We start from the raw sequence: 17,724 nt of genomic DNA, 5'->3' as shown, positions 1-17,724 counted from the left end.
GGACCGACGACGATCACGCCGCCGAGAGCGCGTCGAACGCCTCGCCGGCCGTCCGAGTCCCTTTCGAGATGAGGACGTCACCGGCCTGGAGTTCGACGTCCGAGTCGCCGACCAGTAGCCAGCCGTCACCCGGCCGGCGGATGGCGATTACCGACATGGTCGATTCCGCGTCGGGGACGCCGCCGGTCACCGCGGTGCCGTCGAGTTCGCTTCCCGCTTCGACTTCGACGCTCGTGATGATCTCGTCGCTTTCCTGGACTGCAAGCTGGACGACCGGGTGAACGTCGAGGTCGCGAAGCACGCCCTCGGTGATGTCGACTGCGGCGTCGCTGATCACCTCCGTACTGCTGCCAAGCCGGATCAGCCCGCGTAGCGAAATCGGATCCTCGGCGTCCGCGGCCGCCCGCAGCGTCCACGCCTCGAATCGCGACTCGAGGGCGTCGACTTCGACCTCGAGGTTTCTGACCTCCTCGGCTAAGTTCTCGCTGTCGAACAGCACGCTGCTGTAGGCGAGATCGACCGCGAGTTCCGAGAGGTTCTTCATGTGAACGATGGTGTCGACGGCACGCTCCAGATCAGCGACGTCTGGTGCGTCGACGACTGGCAACTCGTAGGTGTCGCCGGTCAACGACTCGTAGACGCCCTCGATCGCCGGATCCGGACCGCGGAGGAACGCGACGTCCTCCGGTTCGATAGTCGTCTCCGGGCCGGGGTTGAGCAACCAGTCGTCGCCCCGGCGGAGCGCGATGACGCGGACGCCGGTCTCGGACTCGAGGTCGATCTCCTCGAGCGTCCGGCCGGCGTGTGCCGAATCGACGTCGACGACGCCCCGGACGAGCGTCTCGGTCGCCTCGGGGAGCGCCGCGCGCATCGCCTCCGGCAGTCCCATCTCCTCTAAGACGATCTTCGCGATGTCGCCGGCAGCGTCGCTGATGTCGTCGGCCGCGGTGACGATGCCCAGCACCGGTGCGAGCTGTTCGGCGTCGCCGGGGTTGCGGACGGCCATCATCAGACTCATCCGCCCCTTGAGTTCGAGGACGTCCATCCGCTCCTCGAGACGAAGCACCTCCCTCGCGAGGTCCTCGTTGCGGTGTAACACCGCCGAATAGGAGAGATCGATCAACAGCTCCGCGGTGTCTTTCATCTCGATGAGGATCTCTTTGACACTCACGGGCTCGTACTCGACCGATACCGACGACGCCTCCCCCTCGAGCGGGTCCATACTCGAAACCAGCGTCCCGCGTCGAAAAAAACGTTTCCCGCGTGGTCCGTCCCCGACGGGGGGATTGCGTGACGCCTCGGAGACGCCGCCTTCCGACACGGTTTTGGCTGGGCGCAGTGAATCCCCGGCAAATGCTCGACCGGACTTACCTGCGCGAGAACCCCGATGAGGTACGCGACGCCCTCGAGAATCGGGGTGCGGACGTCGACCTCGACGAGATTCTCGAGATCGACGAGCGATGGCGGGAACTCAAAGCCCGCGGCGACGACCTGCGCCACGATCGCAACGAGATCACCCAGCAGATCGGAAAACTGGTCGCCGAGGGAAAAGACGACGAGCGAGAGGAGGCGATCGAACGATCCAGGGAGCTCAAAGACGAAATCGAGGCCGTCGAGGCCGAGGCCGACGAACTTCACGACGAACTCCAGGAACGGCTCCTCGAGGTCCCGAACGTCCCCCACGAGAGCGTTCCCCTCGGGCTCGAAGAGCGTCACAACGTCGAAGACCGACGCTGGGGGTTCGACGACCTGCGCGAACTTCCCGACGACGTCGTCCCCCACTACGAACTCGGCGAAGATCTCGACGTCATCGACGAGGAACGCGCCGCCAAGACCACCGGATCCGGCTTCTACTTCCTCAAAGGCGACGGCGCCCGACTCGAGCACGCGCTGGTCCAGTTCATGATGGACGTTCACCGCGAGCAGGGGTACGTCGACCTCTTTCCGCCGATTCCCGTCAAGAGCGCGTCGATGCGAGGGACCGGTCAGCTACCGAAGTTCGCCGACGACGCTTACCGTCTCGGTGCCAGCAACGACGATCCCTACGAGGAAGAAGATCTCTGGCTCTGTCCTACTGCGGAGGTCCCCGTCACCAACATGTACGCAAACGAGATCCTATTGAAAGACGACCTTCCGCTCAAACACCAGGCCTATACGCCGAATTTCCGGCGTGAAGCCGGCGAACACGGAACCGAGACCCGCGGTATCGTCCGCGTCCACCAGTTCAACAAAGTCGAACTCGTCAACTTCGTCGAACCCGAGGAGAGCTACGACCGCCTCGAGGGACTCCTCGACGAAGCCGAGGCAGTCCTCCGACGGCTCGGGCTCCCCTACCGCATCCTCGAACTCTGTACCGGCGACCTCACCTTCGCCTCCGCGAAGACCTACGACATCGAGGTCTGGGCACCGGGCGACGACTTCGAGGACGGCCCCGAGGAAGGCGGACGCTGGCTCGAGGTCTCGAGTGCTTCTAACTTCGAGGATTACCAGGCCCGGCGCTCCGGGCTCCGATACCGCCCCGAGCGTCACGAGTCGGCGGAGTACCTGCACACCCTGAACGCCTCCGGCCTCGCGCTCCCCCGGGTGATGGTGGCGATCCTCGAGTACTACCAGAACGAAGACGGCACCGTCACGATCCCCGAGGCGCTGCGGCCGTACATGGGCGGAAAAGAAGTTATCGAGGGCCACGAGAAGGTCGGCGAAGCGGCGTTAGGTGCGGGCGAGCGGGAGTGAGACGCGCTCGAGAACTCGCACAACTCCACGACAGGTGGGATGTAACTGCTGATCATCTCCCGAGTTACCGATCGGCGACTGGTCGGCTATCCGCGTTCCGATCGTCGGGAGCGCTGGCGAGTGTCGCCCGCTCGGCGTCGTCGTACGCTGCCCCGAGCGCGATGAGGAAGCCGACGATCGCGGTCACGACCGCGACCGCGCCGACTGCGACAACGGCGATCGAGAAAATCGCCCCCGAGAGCACCTGTGCCGACGTCAGGAGCGCGATGGCGGTTACGGCGGCGATCAGCGCGAGCAGGCGGCCAAAGCGGCCGGTATCGAACCCATCCTCGTGTCCCTCGCTCGTTTCGAACAACTCGTTGATCACCCCCCGGTACTCGGCGTCCGGGCCGACGTTCCCGAGCGAGTGAATCGAGTGAGCGATCCAGAGCCCGGCGGTGAGGTTGAGCAAGGCGACGAACGAGACGAGCCCGATCTCGCCGCCGACGAACAACCCGGCCAGTACGGCGTTTGCGAACGTGATCACCATGATCCCGTGGACGACGAGCGACCGCGTACCGAACTCCTCGAGCGACTGTACGTGTGCGAGTCTCATACGCTAGACGTTAGTTCCTAACGGGGATAGCGCTGGTCCCTAACGGCGACTTCTCGGGCCGCCGAACGAACGATACCCGCCTCGAGACGGGCACTGCGTCCGAGTACTCGAAGATTGTCACGTCCCCGCACTCGCGGTCCAATCGTACTGTCGTAGTCAGCCGCTCGAGCGAGAGTAGAGACCGCTCACGACGAGCGGGGGGATCGTCAGTACGTTTCGACGGGGACGCCCAACGTCTCGAAGTCGGCCGGGCTGGCGGTCAGAACGGAATCGTCGAGAACGTCGGCTACCGCGCCGATGTAGGCGTCTTTCGTCTCGTCCTCACCCGTCCGACTCGAGGACGCCCCGGTAGCGCCGTCCCGCCTCGTCGTCCGCCGTCAGCGCCGCCCGGATCGCCGGCGAGATCCACTCGCGTTCCCCACTACTGTTCGAGTTCCCGGCCGACGCGTCGTTCGCCCCGCCGGTCGACGGATCGCCTGTCCCGTCCGCCGGCACGCCCTCGAAGCCGTCGGTTCGCAGATCTGCCGGCAGGTATCGCTCGTACACCGGCAGGCGTTCGCCCAGCGGCACGCCCGCGTGGTCGGCGATCTCCTCGAGTTCCCGCAGGGCGGGCCAGGCGTACTCGGGGTTGATGTGGTCGTCCGTCACAGGGGAGACCCCGCCTAGATCGTCCACCCCACAGTCGATCAGCTCGCGGGCAGGCGCGAGATTGGGCGGCACCTGTACCGACACCTCCTCGGGTAAGGCGGCGCGGGCCATCGCCGTCACCCGTCGCATCGTCTCCGTGTCGGGGGTTCCGCCGGACCAGCGCTCGTTGTCCACCACCGGCTGGACGATCACTTCCTGGACGTGATCGTACCGGTCGTGTAGCTCACGGATCGCGAGCAGGCTCTCGGCCCGGTCGCGCCACGTCTCGCCGATGCCGACGAGAATTCCCGTCGTGAAGGCCACGTCGAGCTTCCCCGCATTTTCGATCGTCCGCAGCCGCTGAGCCGGCTCCTTCCGACGCGGACCCGCGTGGGCGTCGACCTCGGCCGTCGACTCGAGCATCACGCCCATGCTGGCGTTGACGTCCGCCACCGTCTCCATCTGTTCGATCGTCTGGTCGCCCGGGTTCGCGTGGGGCAGCAAGCCTTCCTCGAGTGCGACTTCACAGGCCGCCCGGAGGTAGGTGTGGATCGAGTCGTGGCCCCACTCCTCGAGTTGTGCGTAGATCTCGGTGTAGCGGTCGTCCGGATCATCGCCGAAGGTAAAGAGCGCCTCCGTACAGCCGGCATCGGCGCCCTGGCGACAGATCTCGCGGACCTCCTCGAGCGAGAGTAACGAGGCCTGTCCCGGCGGGTCGAAGTAGGTACAGTACGTACAGGTGTACCGACACGCGGTCGTCAACGGGACGAACACATTCCGCGCGAAGGTAAGTTCCGACGGCGCCTCGACGTCAGCAGGCTCGACGGACAGGAGGTCGTCGACGTCGCTCGGGTGAATCGAAAGGTCGACGCCGTAGTCGGCCACACCGGAGATCATCGTCTCGCAGTGTCGTCGCCGTCCATATAAGCGCTTACTTCTCGGTGCGACGGCCCGAGCGATTCACCTCGGGCTGGCAAGACATTCGGTCGGCGTCGAAGCGCCGTTCGAATCAGGAATCGGGCTCGGCGTCGCTACTGAGGTTCGCGTCGACGCGAACCTCCGAATCGGTGATCGTCTCGATGTTGTCGGCCGGAATCTCGAGGTCGTCCTCGCCGGCGCTACCGCGGCCGAGGCTCTGGATCCAGGCGTTCGTGAGACTCGGCTCGGGGTCGACGTAGGCGACCTGTTCGATCGGATCGATCTCGGTGACGATTCCAATCTGTTCGCCCCTGACGTCCATCAGGAACTTTCCTTCGTCTTCTGTCGAGAGGACCGACATGGTACCCGAACAAGGATTGTTCGTCGCTAAGTAACTATTGATTTCTTCGAAAGTCCGTGAGGAGAATGAACGAGGGGGATGCCGGATTACGCCGCCACTCGACTCGTCGCTGGTTTAGTGGGCCACGTTACCCTGTCGGGCATTGCGTTGTTGCATCCCGCCCATGTCGTCGACTTGCTCCGAGTTCGCGATCTGTTGTTGGATCATCCGGTGTGCTGCTTCCGAATGGGGGATGTTTTTGATCCTCATGCTCCCGGCCCTACCGATCCCCTGAATGTAGATATCTCCAGTATCGAGGAACTTGTCCCACCGGTCCTGTCTGTAGGAGGCGTCCTTGGCACGGTTGACGGGAAGACTCTCGCTTCTGGTCGTCGATGGCGTCTCCTTGTACTTGACGAACTGTTGGTCCGTAGCCGCGTATTCGATGATGGTATTTTTCAGGTAGTAGTATTTGTAGCCGACCCACCCGATCGGAGCGACGATCCCGACGGCGAGAAACGCGAGAAACCCCCAGAGAACCCCGTCTAACGCACCTATCGCGAAGACTGCGGCGACGATTCCGAAGATGAACATGATGACGACCATCTTCAGTTTGTGCAAGATGAGGCTCAGCCACGCCGTCCGTAAGTCCTGTTTGGCAACCCACTGAACCTCTTCGTTCGGCGGAACCTGGTTTTTCAACCCACGGGATGGCTCCGTTTCTTCTAACGTTTGCTGTGCTTCCCTCATGTCTGGATCCGCTCCCATGCCAACATACTCAAACTCCAACATAATATAGTCTATGTAATTATATTGGTAATAGATGGGCGAATCGGGAAAAGCAGAGAAACGCCGGTACCTTCGACAATCGCTCATTGGTCGGGATCCCCAAACCGATTCGGTGTGAATTCGATTATCCCTATTATCTCCGTTGTAGGTGCTAAAAAACCATATTTCACCACTCTATGTTACTAATTCGACACGATTGGTTGGCCGTTGCTGAAATTCTGCAACCCCTTCTTCGGGATTACTTCAATGTAACCTATCCACTGTGCTCGAGGTAAGTGTATAATTCAGAAACTATATTCTCAGAAGCAACTCGACCGGCCGGAGTTCGACGACAGTCGGTCGCGATGGGGCGAGACAGCGGCCAGGTTGGGACAGCACCGTGGCTGGACCAGTCTCCGCGAGGGCGGCGGGATAACCAGTGCTAGATCCGAAAGCGAGGTCCTGATACGGACTGTTGTCGTCGGTGCCGGTGATCGCTCGGATGAGGTCGTCATACGGTTTACTGTAGATCATTTTCGGTGGGGCCGCGACCCGGACGGCGGTCTCACCGGTACATCGCTACAGTAATCCGTATCAGTCACCGGTAACACGCGACAACGATTCATATGAGTGGGTGTCAGAAGCCAACGAACGGGCACGAACTGTCCCGACGGCGTCGACGACATCGTCTCCTTCGCCACCGACACTACCGTCTACGTAGTTGACGCCGATATCCACGAACCGGGAACGGGTACAGCACGGAACGCGCGATCACGACCACAACTGGGGCGAACCCGCCTCGCCAGCCGACAGACCGTCGCTCGAGGAGGCCGAACAGGAACGCGACTCGAGCGCCAGGTCGGTGACGACGACACAGCGAGTGGCGTAACGTCGACGCGATCCGCTCTCGCCGCGGTGTCGTTCCCTCCCTACATCTCGTTCCAGCCGTCCGGAAGTCGAGCGCCGAACTCGAAGCGGCCGTTCAACGACTCGTCTTCGTGGCTATCGATCTCCTCGACGACCGTCAGGATTCCGTCCCGGTCGATGTGAACGAACGGCTCGTCGGTAAACCGCCGACCGTCGAGTTCGCCCGCGATCTCGTCGTCCGCGAGGCGACCGTCCTCGTACAGTCGATAGATGACGTTCCCGAGCCGAATACCGTCGTCACGGGTGAAACCGAACGAATCGGACTCCGCCCACTGCCCCATCGTATCCTCGACACCGATCACACGCGTGACGTTGACCTCGAGTCCGTAGTCACGGTACTGGCCGCCGCGGAACGTGCCCTGAATCTCGAACCGTTGTGCACCGGTCGCACTGACGTCTCCCTCGGATAGCTCGCCCCCGCTTGCGATCCCTGACAACTCCACCGTCTCGTCGCCGACCGTCATGATCGCCGTCCCCGGATCATCCGGTATCTCGACGCCGTCGTGGGGATCCGTCCACCCATCTTCGGCCTCGAGTCGAATCGACTCGCCGCCACCCTCTCCTGCGCTTTCGGCCTCGGTTTGAGTTGTCCCGTCACCGGCTGGATCGCTCGTGTCGGTCCCACCGTTGGCGTTCCCGCCACCGTTTGTGCCGTCGTCGTCGCCGAGACATCCCGCTATGCCAGCGATACCGACCATACCACATGCTCGTACCAGCGATCGTCTTCCCATCGGTCGATCCGCGGTCGTCCGTCTCGAAAAATCCATACGCAACTCACACACGCAGCGTTCCTAACGTTCAGGTTACTCTCCGTCCATTCCGTAGATTACTCGGTCGTAACCCCATCGTAACGGTGTGATACGGTCTGCTGTCCGTCAGTACCGCTGCACCCGGAGAACGGGTCCCGGGTGCGTCGGCACACAGGTACAGCAATCCGTACGAACTACCCGGGCATAAGATCGAACACTCGTGATATCGAGTCGTCGAACCCGGCAGTAGAGTCCGATTCGTCGGTTCCCGACGTATTCGAGGCCAGCAGCCTTCATCAGGGACGCACTCGTCTTTCTCAGTGCGGGCTCGAGTCCGTGCGGAGAGCGTCCCGATCAGGCGTTTACGGAACATCACTGGCGGTCGAGTACTAGTGCTTTGGCACGCCTGCACTGCAGGGCTGAATTCGGTGGTGTGGTTCGATTCGACCCTGCAGTCGACGCTTGTCGAAGTACTAGAATATCGTCCGCACTGCCCCAACCGCGACGGCGACGATGGCCGTGTGATAGATCACCGTCGACGTGAACGCAAAGAACACGAGTGGCGAAACCGGGTAGCGCGCTATCCCTGCCGGGACGAAGATCAGCCCACGGAGATACGGAACGAAGTTCGTGACGAACACACCGATGCCGCCGTACTGCTCGAGCCACCGTTCGGCCTGGTCGATCCGGTCGGGCGGGATGTGTATCCGCGATGACGACTGGATCGACGACAGTCCCTCGCGCCGTGCGAGATAGTAGATGAGCAGTTGGCCGATGACGTAGCCGACGCTCGAAACGAGAACGATACCCGCGGTCTCGATGCGGTTCGCAGAGATTGCCAACACGTATCCGGGCAGAATAACCGATGTCGGGAGCGGTTTCCCGACGAACGCACCTTTCAACACGAAGACCGCGAACAGGGCTGGAAAGCCCACGTACAGGAGAACGGCAAACAGCACGTCCACAAGCGTCTCGAGCATCGGGGTCTGTACTACTTTGGCTGAGAGAGGATAATACCACCTGTCGACGCGCGCGATTCGAGATGTGGGCGCAAGAGCTCGGTTTAATCGCCCCGTTTTGTCGTCTCGACGTTGACTGTCCGGTTACTAAAGGGAAGCTGTGACTGCAATCGTCTGACGAGCGGTCGATCCTCGATCGTCATCGCGACCCACGGAAGCAACAACACCGCGGCAGTGAGCACTGTGTATCCAACGATTTCCCCGAAGAAAGCCACTGGCGTAAACGCTCCGCCAGTGGCTGCAACCCCAACCAGTATCGAGACGAGACGAAGCACCGCGATACCGACGAGGGTGACGGACCCGAGTACCAAGACTGCAGCCCCGCTTTGGGTGGTCGGCCGATCCTCGATGTAGTGCCAGCCGACCAAGCCGCCGATCGATGCGCCCAGTGTCAACGTCAGAAAGACACGGGAACCAAGCAGTGCCGCGACAACAGCGATGACGACCGCGAGTGCAAACATCGGGCCAGGCTCGAACAGCCCTTCGTCGCGTGTCCAGAGGCCGATGGCAACCAGCGCGAGCCCGAGTGCAACGCCGACGACGACGTCACCGAGATAGTGAACGCCCATCACGACCCGTGAAAACGCGACGATCACGATTACGCTCCCGGCCAGAAGATAGCGTCGGAGGCGGGTACTCCACTCCACCGTCACCGCTAGTGCCCCGTAAAACGCCGCACTGCCCATCGCGTGGGCACTCGGGAACGAATACCCAGGATACCCCTCCGGCGCAAACGCCACTTCCGGACGGGGTAACTGAACGACACCTTTCAGTCCAGCCGACAGGGCCAGGGCCGCGACCCCGACGGCGATCACGAACACTCGGTCCCGGCGGCTCTCGAGTGCGCCGAACCAGTAAATGAGTACACCCAAGACGAGCAACAGCGCGCCGTCACCGAGATGTGTGAGTGCGGCAAACACGGAGGCAAGTGGCTCGACGAGCCCACGAATCCACTCGTTGGTCGACGGATCCCAGAGAAAGACAGATCCCTTCACAGCACGGATACAGGAGGACATACGGTAAAAAGCATATCGGCTTCGAACGTTCTCGAGGGCGACGACCACGGTCAGAGCTCCCGATGACGGCCTCTCGGAGCGAGTATCCTACCAGCCGCCCGACGCGTCTTGACAAGGACCGCGATGCGTCGGTCCCGACCGATTGCAGACCGGCGGACGATCGACCGGCAATCAGCCATTGCAGGCCGTGTGTGGTATTTGAGCGGTGAGCCTACTCCCGCTCCGGAATTGTATCGAGGGTAATCATCACTCATACTGACTGCTGTAAGTCCTTACCGGGGCAACCGCAAGGCGAGGCGCGGTTGCCCCGGTAAATAGTTACAGCAATCCGCATCAGACAACCGTTTGACCTAATCGGAATTCCTGGACGGAGGCGACCCGCGTTCACAAGCTGAGTGGGCCAACTCGGATTTGAACCGAAGGAAGACGTTCCTGCTCGCTCCGCTCGCGGGCTGCGACTTCCAGGGTTTAAATCCGAGTTGATCCACGATTTGCTCCTCACGTCCGTTCGTCGCAAAAGTAGTGGGCCAACTCGGATTTGAACCGAGAGCCTCCACCTTATCAGAGTGGCGCTCAACCTAATTGAGCTATTGGCCCGCTCTGCACTGAATAGTTGCTGGGTGGTACGTTTAAGCGTTTCTTTCCGCGGATGCCGTGAGAACCGCTAGCGAGCGTGGCGATCGCGCTCATCGTCGTCTTTCGTGTCCGATGATCTCGAGGCGTCGTCACCGAAGTCGATCGTATAGGAGTCGGTGCCGTCGTCCACGCTGTAGGCGTCCTCGCCGAGATCGTACGTGTTGGCGTCGCTCGAGCCGGCGTTCGCGCCGGTGCTCGAGCCCGCCTGTCCGACGCCGTCGCCCTCGGGGAAGCCGTAGGTCCAGACGGTGCCGCTGATCAGCCCGTCGGTCTTCTTGTCCGCGTAGGGGACGATCACGAACCGCTTGAGGCCCGCACGGATGGGGATTCGGGTAAGCGGGAGCACGAGCATGAAGCCGATGAGGTCAGTCACGAGCCCGGGCGTGAGCAAGAACGCGCCGGAGGCGATCAGGAGCCCGCCGTCGAGCAACTCGTTCGTCGGCGGCTCGCCCTGGGCGAGCGTTCGTTGCATCTTGCGAAGCGTCCGCCGACCCTCGGCGCGCACGAGCAACATCCCGATCAATCCAGTGAGGACGACGAGCAGGACCATCCCGATCCAGCCGAGTACCTCGGTCTGGCTCACGACGATCGCGAGGATCACCGCGTCCAGAAACGGGATGAGCAACAGCGCGAAGATCCACCGGAGCATGCCCCGGTATAGCCGACCGAGGGTCAAAACCCTTTACTCTCGAGTCAGGTTCGGTTGCCGCCGTCGGATCGGCGGCGTGATCGCTGTCGACCCTCGAGCGAAGGGCTTACGCCCGGGACGCCCGGACGATTCGGTATGAACGACGAGACGCGCGTCGAGTGGCGCGAGTGGGGCCAGGCAGCCTTCGACGAGGCGGCCGAGGCCGACGTCCCCGCCTTGCTCTCGCTCACTGCGACGTGGTGTGATCACTGCCACGAGATGGACGCGGAGACGTACGCGGAGCCACGCATCGCAGCGAACGTCAACGACAGCTTCGTTCCGATCCGCGTCGACGTCGACCGCCGTCCCCGCGTTCGGGACCGGTACAACATGGGCGGGTTCCCCTCGACCGTCTTTCTCGCCCCCGACGGCCGGGTGCTGACGGGCGCGGGCTACCTCGGCCCCGACGGCATGCGGCAGGTGCTCGATAGCGTGCGCACGATGTGGCAGACCAAAGGCGACGGCGCGGCCCGCGTCCCGCGGTCGCTACGCGAGGACGACCCGCCGGCTGGCGACCTCACGCCCGACGTCGAGGCCGCCATGCTCGGCCAGCTGACCGAGACCTACGACGAGGTCGCCGGCGGCTGGGGCGGTGAACCGAAGTTTCCCCTCCCCGACGCCCTCGAGTTCGCGCTCAAGCGCGATCGAGAGATGGCACTTCGGTCGTTCGACGCCGTGAGCGCGAACTTGCTCGACGAGTACGACGGGGGATTCTACCGCTTCGCGACCGAGCGCGACTGGTCGGGACTCCACTACGAGAAACTCCTCGACTCGAACGCCGCGTTGGTCCGCGCGTTCGCGAACGCCTACCTCCACACCGGGGCCGACGAGTACCGCGAGCCCGCAGAGCGAACGATCGAGTTCCTGACGACCACGCTGTGGAACGACGACATCGACGCCTTCGCTAACAGCCAGGCTCCCGGCGAGGACGCGGCCCACGGGCTCGACGCCACCGACCGCGCGACGGCACCCGAGCCATCCGTCGACGATGGCGTCTTCGCCGGTTCGAACGCGCTCGCGATCGAGGGGCTCCTGACGTACTACGGCTACACCGACGACGAACGCGCCCGTCGGTACGCCGAGCGCGCACTCGAGACGCTCCGGACTGACCTCCGCTCCGACGGCGTCGTTCGACACGTCCACAGCCAGCCCGTGGCGGACGACGACGATCCGACCGACGCCGAGTCGGCGTGTCTGCTTGCAACCCAGGCACGGGCGCTGTCCGCCTTGACGACCGCCGGGAGCGTCCTCGAGACGGGCGCGCTGGCCGACGCGACGACGGTCGCGGATGCGACGATCGATCGGCTCCGGGACGGCGAGTCGTTTCTCGACGGACCGGCGTCGGGTGTCGGTTTGCTCGAGCGTCCGCTGCGACCGCTCGACTCGAACGTCGCGCTCGCGGACGCGCTGGTCGATCTCGCCGTCCTCACCGGCGAGGATCGGTACCGGACCGTCGCGCGCGAAACGCTCGAGTCGTTCGCCGGCGCGAGCGATCGGTTCGGCGTCCAGATCGCCCGGTATGCGACGGCGGTGTCGCGGCTGCTCGAGGGTCCGCTGGTGATCCGGGTCGGCGACAGTCCCGGATCTGACCTCCACCGGGCGGCGTTGCGCATGGCCGACCACGAGAAGGTCGTCGTCCCGGCGGCGACAGACGACCTCGAGTCGGGGACGGCACGCGTCGAGTTGAACGAACGCACGTCGGCGGCTGTCGAAACTCCCGAACAGTTGAGTGAGCGCGTCAGGGACGTTCTCGACTGATAGCGGCCCTGGATCGCAGTTGCACACAGCCGCACAAAACTACCACAGTGTTTATGTTTCTTCGGTGGGTTCTCTCACGATATGGCCAGCCTCAGGGACCTCGGACTCTCGGAGTACGAAGCGCGGGCGTATCGATCGCTGCTACAGACCGGACCCACAACGGCCAAGGAGTTGTCTCGTGCGAGCGACGTCCCGATGGGACGAATCTACGACGTGTTGAACAGCATCGAGCAGTACAACCTCGTCCGGAGCCAGACGGCGAGTCGACCGAAAAAGTACGTCGCAGTCGAGCCCGCGACCGCGCTCGACCGGCTGCTCGAGGACAAGAAACGCGAACTCGAGGAGAAAGCCGACCAGTACGAGTCGATCGTCGACGATCTCTCGAGTGAACTCGACGCGGCCGAACCGGTCGAAGATCAGTTCTGGACGGCCGCGGTCGGTCCGGAGGAGACGACCGATCTCCTGTTAGAGCGGCTGGCAGCGGCCGACGACCGGATCGTGATGGTCGCCGCCGATCCGGTCCCCGAGCGGGACATCCAGGCGGTCAGCGAGGACGTCACCGCGGAACTCGAGGACGCCCTGGACCGCGGGGTCTCGATCGACGTGTTGATGACCAGGCATTTGGTGTCGTCGCTCTCCGAGAAGGTCGGCGAGCGGTACCGGGGAGTCCTCCAAAACCGGGCCGATTTCGACGTTCGGACGACCGACGACGTAACCGGCTCGTTCAACCTCATCGACGATATCGAGGTCTGCATTCAGGTCCCGAACCCGCTCTCCTCGGGCGACGCGTTCGGGATGATCGACCTCAAGGATCCGGAGTTCGCCGCGAACGTCCGCGAGGAGTTCGTCCCGCGGTGGGAAAACGCGGAGTCCTTGCAATTTTAACAAGTACAGCAAATATTTAACGCCACTATTCTTCTAGAAGTCTATGGACAGTAGTGGCTGGGTCGCTTCTGATTCAACAAAGTATAAATTCCACGACCAACGTCCAAATTGGATTAGTTTAGCCTCAGTTGCTATTGCTGTAGATGATATCTGTGAGTTCAATTCATCATATGAGGCAATAATAGAGGATAAAAAGTCGGAATATGGTATTCGAACACAACATCCAATCATAAAAGACGAAGATATCACTAGATGGGTTCCAGATTGGGAACGAGCAGAAGCACGCCGAGATATCGTTACAGAGTTATTATCAATTGAATATATTCGTGACATTCAGTTTGTTGAAACATCCTTAGATCCTATGTGGGTAACCGTTTTTGAAGACAATGAGGATGATAAGCGACGGATGAACTCACAAGAGTTCATGAATTCAATTCTAGAAAAATATTATAATATAATAGCGATATGGGAATATCTCCGAAGGGAGCACGTTCGTCCAGAGGATTGGCCAAGCCACGATTGGCCTGTTCATAAGAACATACTTACTGACGATTTCGGAGGAAATGTTTCCCCAGCCTGGTTAGAAATTGGGTCAATGGCTGATGATATCAAAGTAGTCCCACAAGGAGATCGGACGTATCCTCTTCTTTCGTTAGCTGATCTCACGATGGATATGGTTAAACAGCATGTTCCGGAATGGCATGAAAAGCAAATATATGAATTTCTGAAAAGGATAACACCAGAAAATTCTGCTTATGTGGACTCAGTCGCTCTTGATTCAAATCCGCCGCTCTCGAAAGTTATTCCACACACTAAAGATAGTGTGAGAACCCTCATTCACTATCCAACACCGACAACATACATTTATTCTGGGTCGGTGGGTAATAAAAAGGCGAAATCATTAGATATATACGAACATGCATGTCGGTTTGCTATGGAGAATAATGGGTGTGTGAAATTCTTTAATGAGAGTCACGATCGGGACTTTATGTCAGACGAAGATCTCCTAATCTCTCTTAACGAACATGCAGGGAATCTGAGAGAATATGAGGATTTAAATGATGATAAGTCTGTCACTGTCCTCAATAGAGAGGAAGCAAAAGAATTATTTCATGATGAGATAGGTGGTTTTGAACATGAATGAAGTAGCTATCCGTTTGGTAAGCGGCTCCGGGGAAGGAGCCACGAAAATACGCGCCCCGGGGATGGGACACGTGACATCAATTTCTATCTCCGTATTGTATAAATATCTTACTAAAGATCTCAGTCACAAATATTCCTACGGAAAATACGCTCTGTTTCTGTTTACTATTACTCGCCGTTGACTTCCTCGCGCAGCCGTCCCATCTCGACGACGCGCTCGGCGTGGGCGTTGTGCTGGTGGATCGACTCGTCGTTCGACTGTTTCATCGTGATGACGGCGTCGTCCGCGAGGTGGTCGAACTCGTCGACGACCCCCTCGGCCATCGAGCGTACGCAGTCCTCGACGAACTTCGCGTCCGAGTGTGCCGCGAAGGTCATGTGATCCTCGTCGGGGCGTTTCGCGAGGTTGTAGATGCGTGCGCTCATCGCGTCGCGGGCGATGTCGATCACGTCGTTTAAATCGACGTCCGGATCGCCGGCCGCCTCGACGGTTAGCGTCGCGTGGCCCCGCTGGGAGTGACCCGGCTGTGGAACTTCCTCTAAGAACTCGGTGATCGTCTCCTCGTCGACCTCGAGATCCTCGAGCGTCTCTTTTGCCCGCGCGGCGGACATCCCCTGCGAGCAGGGACAGACGGTCATCCCCGTTACCTCGGCACCAATCTCCTCGCGGGTGCCCTCGTCGGTCGCCGTCGCGGCGGCGACGATGTCGACGGTGTGCTGGGTCTCGCGGTCGGTCGCCGGCGTCTGCTCGCGGCGCATGAACTCCGCTGTCATCGACACCTCGGCTTTCGACGTGTAGTCGTGTTTCTCGAGTAAGCGTTCGGCGGCGTCGCCACAGACCTCCTCGACGCGGTAGGCCTCCTCGCGGGTCGCGTCCTCTAAGATCTCGTCGATGACCTCCATGTTGCGGCTCATGTCCGCGCCCTTGCGCCAGCCCGGCAGATCGACGAAGACCTCGAACTCCGCCGTAAAGACGAGCGGCCGTTTGTCCTCGCGGGCGATCTTGACGAGCTTTTCGACGCCGGTGACGCCGACCTGACTGAGGCCGACGGTGACGTCGGGCGACGTCGCCTGCACGTCCGGAAGCTGGTGACTCATTGGCCGTACTCGGGCCAGCGGCCGATTAGGCCTTTCGGAAGGGGAACCTCGACGGTGAGTACGGAGAGGGGGGGTCACGCTTCGCCTCGAAGCGATCCCTCGGCGCACGCCGCCGGGTCCTTCACCCGGCCGGTCGAGTTCCTTTACGTATCTCTGGTCACAAGGTGTGGATACGACGGAAAGCCGAGTTCTCTCGTGTCTTCGATTCTCGAGCCACAGCGCTCGAGGGTGGGTTCGACTCTCGAGCGATCGCTCCGGGCTGGACTGGGTTCTCGAGGGTAACAAGACGTTCAGACCATAGCGATATACGCCAACTGGTAAGGCAAAAACAGCGTACAATACCCAGAGATCGCTGTAGCAGATCAAACGGATTTTACTACCGGAAAAATATGCTATTTTCATGTCGAGAAATTCGTCCGGTAATCCGAAGACGACACCGGGCTCAGACGAATCTGGTCCAACGGCTCCCGCTGACCGGATCGTCGCCCTCGATGCCCTCCGTGGGTTCGCCCTGCTCGGGATTCTGGTCATCAACATCTGGTTGTTCGGGCTGCCGACGATTGCGCAGTTCAATCCGACCCTCTACGGGGACTTTACCGGCGCGAACTACCTCGCGTGGGCGATCAGCCACGTTTTCTTCGAACAGAAGTTCGTGACCCTGTTTACGTTCCTGTTCGGTGCCGGGATGGTCCTGTTCCTGGAATCGAAAGAGCGGAAGGGTCAACCCGGACGGATGCTACACTTCTCCAGGACGTTCTGGTTGCTCGTCATCGGCCTAGGCCACGCGTACCTGCTGTGGTACGGCGATATCCTCGTCTTCTACGCTCTCTGTGGGTTCCTCGTAGTCTGGGTGTGGCGATGGCGACCTAGCCGCCAACTCGTACTCGGTACCGCTATGTTCTCGATTCCATCCATACTGTACCTCTTGACGGGTGTGGGATATCTCTCCCTCTCGGAGGATGGGCGGGCCGAACTCGAGGAAGAATTCCTCGCTGCGTTCGGCGCGGGACTCTCGCCCGAACGGGAAATCGAAATCTACCAAGGCGGCTGGCTCGAGCAGGTCGCTCACCGCATCCCCGTCGTCTTCGAGTTCCAAACGCTCGGGTTCGTCTTCGAGGCGTTCTGGATGCTCGGTGGAATGATGATCATCGGAATGGCACTCTACAAGTGGGGTGTCATCTCCAACCAGCGGAGCACACGCTTTTACAAACGCCTCCTCGTCGTCGCGGGTGGCCTCGGACTTGCACTCGTCCTCGTCGGGGTGTGGCTCCGCGAGGTGTTCGCCTGGGAGACGGTTCCCGTCCTGACGCTCGCGTTCCAGTTCAATTACTGGGGTGCGCTGCTCCTCGCAACCGGCTACCTCGCGGGGATTATGCTGCTCTGTCGGTGGCTCCGCGACGGACTCGTCGTCCACGCGCTGGCCGCGGTTGGCCGGACCGCGTTCTCGAACTATCTGCTCCAGACCGTCGTCGCAACGTCGATTTTCTACGGGTACGGGCTCGGGTTGTTCGGCCAGTTGGGATACCTGGAGTTACTGGGAGTGGTCGTGCTGATCTGGGCTATCCAGATCCCGCTTTCGGTGTGGTGGGTGAACCGCTTCCGGTTCGGCCCGGTCGAATGGGTGTGGCGGACGCTTACGTACCGCCAACGCCAGCCGATGCGTCTCGAGTCGTAACGACCTGTTCTCGGGGTCGGGGTGAACGGTTGCCTCGCGACGCTGGGCTCGAGCGCCGCGTTCCTTTACGTATCTCTGGTCACAAGGTGAAGATACGACGGGAAGCCGGCTTCTCTCGTGTCTTCGATTCTCGAGCCACAGCGCTCGAG

Annotated in this window: 16 protein-coding genes and 1 tRNA gene; 6 read left to right on the top strand and 11 right to left on the bottom strand. The window is 61.2% G+C overall.

Features of this window, described 5'->3' with window-relative positions:
• Positions 1–13: 13 nt before the first annotated feature.
• Entirely contained in the window at positions 14–1,222 is a 1,209-nt protein-coding gene (locus GRS80_RS02955; protein WP_149081118.1) for a potassium channel family protein, read from the bottom strand.
• A gap of 131 nt (positions 1,223–1,353) precedes the next feature.
• On the opposite strand from GRS80_RS02955, the gene serS reads away from it, so the two are divergent.
• The gene (gene serS / locus GRS80_RS02950) at positions 1,354–2,733 is read left to right on the top strand and encodes a serine--tRNA ligase (protein WP_160046252.1); all 1,380 of its coding nucleotides are present in this window, start codon (positions 1,354–1,356) and stop codon (positions 2,731–2,733) included.
• A gap of 64 nt (positions 2,734–2,797) precedes the next feature.
• Here the strand turns inward: serS and GRS80_RS02945 are convergent, their stop codons facing one another.
• The 4 genes from GRS80_RS02945 to GRS80_RS02930 form a co-directional block, all read right to left on the bottom strand.
• A complete protein-coding gene (locus GRS80_RS02945) occupies positions 2,798–3,328 on the bottom strand; it encodes a hypothetical protein (protein ID WP_160046251.1) in 531 nt (176 codons plus the stop codon).
• A 321-nt stretch (positions 3,329–3,649) separates the two neighbouring features.
• Entirely contained in the window at positions 3,650–4,852 is a 1,203-nt protein-coding gene (gene cofG, locus GRS80_RS02940; RefSeq protein WP_160046250.1) for a 7,8-didemethyl-8-hydroxy-5-deazariboflavin synthase subunit CofG, read from the bottom strand.
• 112 nt (positions 4,853–4,964) lie between these two features.
• Positions 4,965–5,234 (bottom strand): hypothetical protein, encoded by a 270-nt coding sequence (locus tag GRS80_RS02935; protein WP_160046249.1) that lies wholly within the window; start codon positions 5,232–5,234, stop codon positions 4,965–4,967.
• Positions 5,235–5,348: 114 nt separating this feature from the next.
• Entirely contained in the window at positions 5,349–5,981 is a 633-nt protein-coding gene (locus GRS80_RS02930; protein WP_160046248.1) for a hypothetical protein, read from the bottom strand.
• Positions 5,982–6,702: 721 nt separating this feature from the next.
• Here GRS80_RS02930 and GRS80_RS02925 point away from each other — a divergent pair.
• The gene (locus GRS80_RS02925) at positions 6,703–6,870 is read left to right on the top strand and encodes a hypothetical protein (protein ID WP_160046247.1); all 168 of its coding nucleotides are present in this window, start codon (positions 6,703–6,705) and stop codon (positions 6,868–6,870) included.
• A 40-nt stretch (positions 6,871–6,910) separates the two neighbouring features.
• On the opposite strand, the gene GRS80_RS02920 is transcribed toward GRS80_RS02925, so the two are convergent.
• The 5 genes from GRS80_RS02920 to GRS80_RS02900 all read right to left on the bottom strand — a co-directional run bounded on the left by GRS80_RS02920 (position 6,911) and on the right by GRS80_RS02900 (position 10,977).
• Positions 6,911–7,606, bottom strand: coding sequence for a hypothetical protein (locus tag GRS80_RS02920; RefSeq protein WP_160046246.1), 696 nt, complete (start codon positions 7,604–7,606; stop codon positions 6,911–6,913).
• Between the two features lie 524 nt (positions 7,607–8,130).
• Complete coding sequence (locus GRS80_RS02915) at positions 8,131–8,637, bottom strand: VTT domain-containing protein (RefSeq protein WP_160046245.1); 507 nt, start codon at positions 8,635–8,637, stop codon at positions 8,131–8,133.
• Between the two features lie 83 nt (positions 8,638–8,720).
• Entirely contained in the window at positions 8,721–9,671 is a 951-nt protein-coding gene (locus GRS80_RS02910; protein WP_343161422.1) for a phosphatase PAP2 family protein, read from the bottom strand.
• Between the two features lie 544 nt (positions 9,672–10,215).
• Positions 10,216–10,289 (bottom strand) — tRNA-Ile (locus GRS80_RS02905).
• Between the two features lie 67 nt (positions 10,290–10,356).
• Positions 10,357–10,977: an FxsA family protein gene (locus GRS80_RS02900; RefSeq protein ID WP_160046244.1), complete on the bottom strand. Its 621-nt coding sequence runs from the start codon at positions 10,975–10,977 to the stop codon at positions 10,357–10,359.
• Positions 10,978–11,112: 135 nt separating this feature from the next.
• Here GRS80_RS02900 and GRS80_RS02895 point away from each other — a divergent pair, with 135 nt between their 5' ends.
• From GRS80_RS02895 to GRS80_RS02885, 3 genes are all read left to right on the top strand, one after another.
• The gene (locus GRS80_RS02895; RefSeq protein ID WP_160046243.1) at positions 11,113–12,774 is read left to right on the top strand and encodes a DUF255 domain-containing protein; all 1,662 of its coding nucleotides are present in this window, start codon (positions 11,113–11,115) and stop codon (positions 12,772–12,774) included.
• An 81-nt stretch (positions 12,775–12,855) separates the two neighbouring features.
• Entirely contained in the window at positions 12,856–13,659 is an 804-nt protein-coding gene (locus tag GRS80_RS02890; RefSeq protein ID WP_160046242.1) for a helix-turn-helix domain-containing protein, read from the top strand.
• 43 nt (positions 13,660–13,702) lie between these two features.
• Positions 13,703–14,803 (top strand): hypothetical protein, encoded by a 1,101-nt coding sequence (locus GRS80_RS02885; RefSeq protein WP_160046241.1) that lies wholly within the window; start codon positions 13,703–13,705, stop codon positions 14,801–14,803.
• A gap of 167 nt (positions 14,804–14,970) precedes the next feature.
• On the opposite strand, the gene mptA is transcribed toward GRS80_RS02885, so the two are convergent.
• Positions 14,971–15,900, bottom strand: coding sequence for a GTP cyclohydrolase MptA (mptA, locus tag GRS80_RS02880; protein WP_160046240.1), 930 nt, complete (start codon positions 15,898–15,900; stop codon positions 14,971–14,973).
• Between the two features lie 400 nt (positions 15,901–16,300).
• Between mptA and GRS80_RS02875 the strand changes: the two genes are divergently transcribed.
• Positions 16,301–17,575: a DUF418 domain-containing protein gene (locus tag GRS80_RS02875; RefSeq protein WP_160046239.1), complete on the top strand. Its 1,275-nt coding sequence runs from the start codon at positions 16,301–16,303 to the stop codon at positions 17,573–17,575.
• Positions 17,576–17,724 lie beyond the last annotated feature (149 nt).

The sequence above is a fragment of the Natrialba sp. INN-245 genome (genome assembly GCF_009807105.1).
Classification (GTDB): Archaea; Halobacteriota; Halobacteria; order Halobacteriales; family Natrialbaceae; genus Natrarchaeobius; species Natrarchaeobius swarupiae.
The sequence above is the reverse complement of the archived record's forward strand: the minus strand, read 5'-3'. Positions and strand labels throughout refer to the sequence as shown.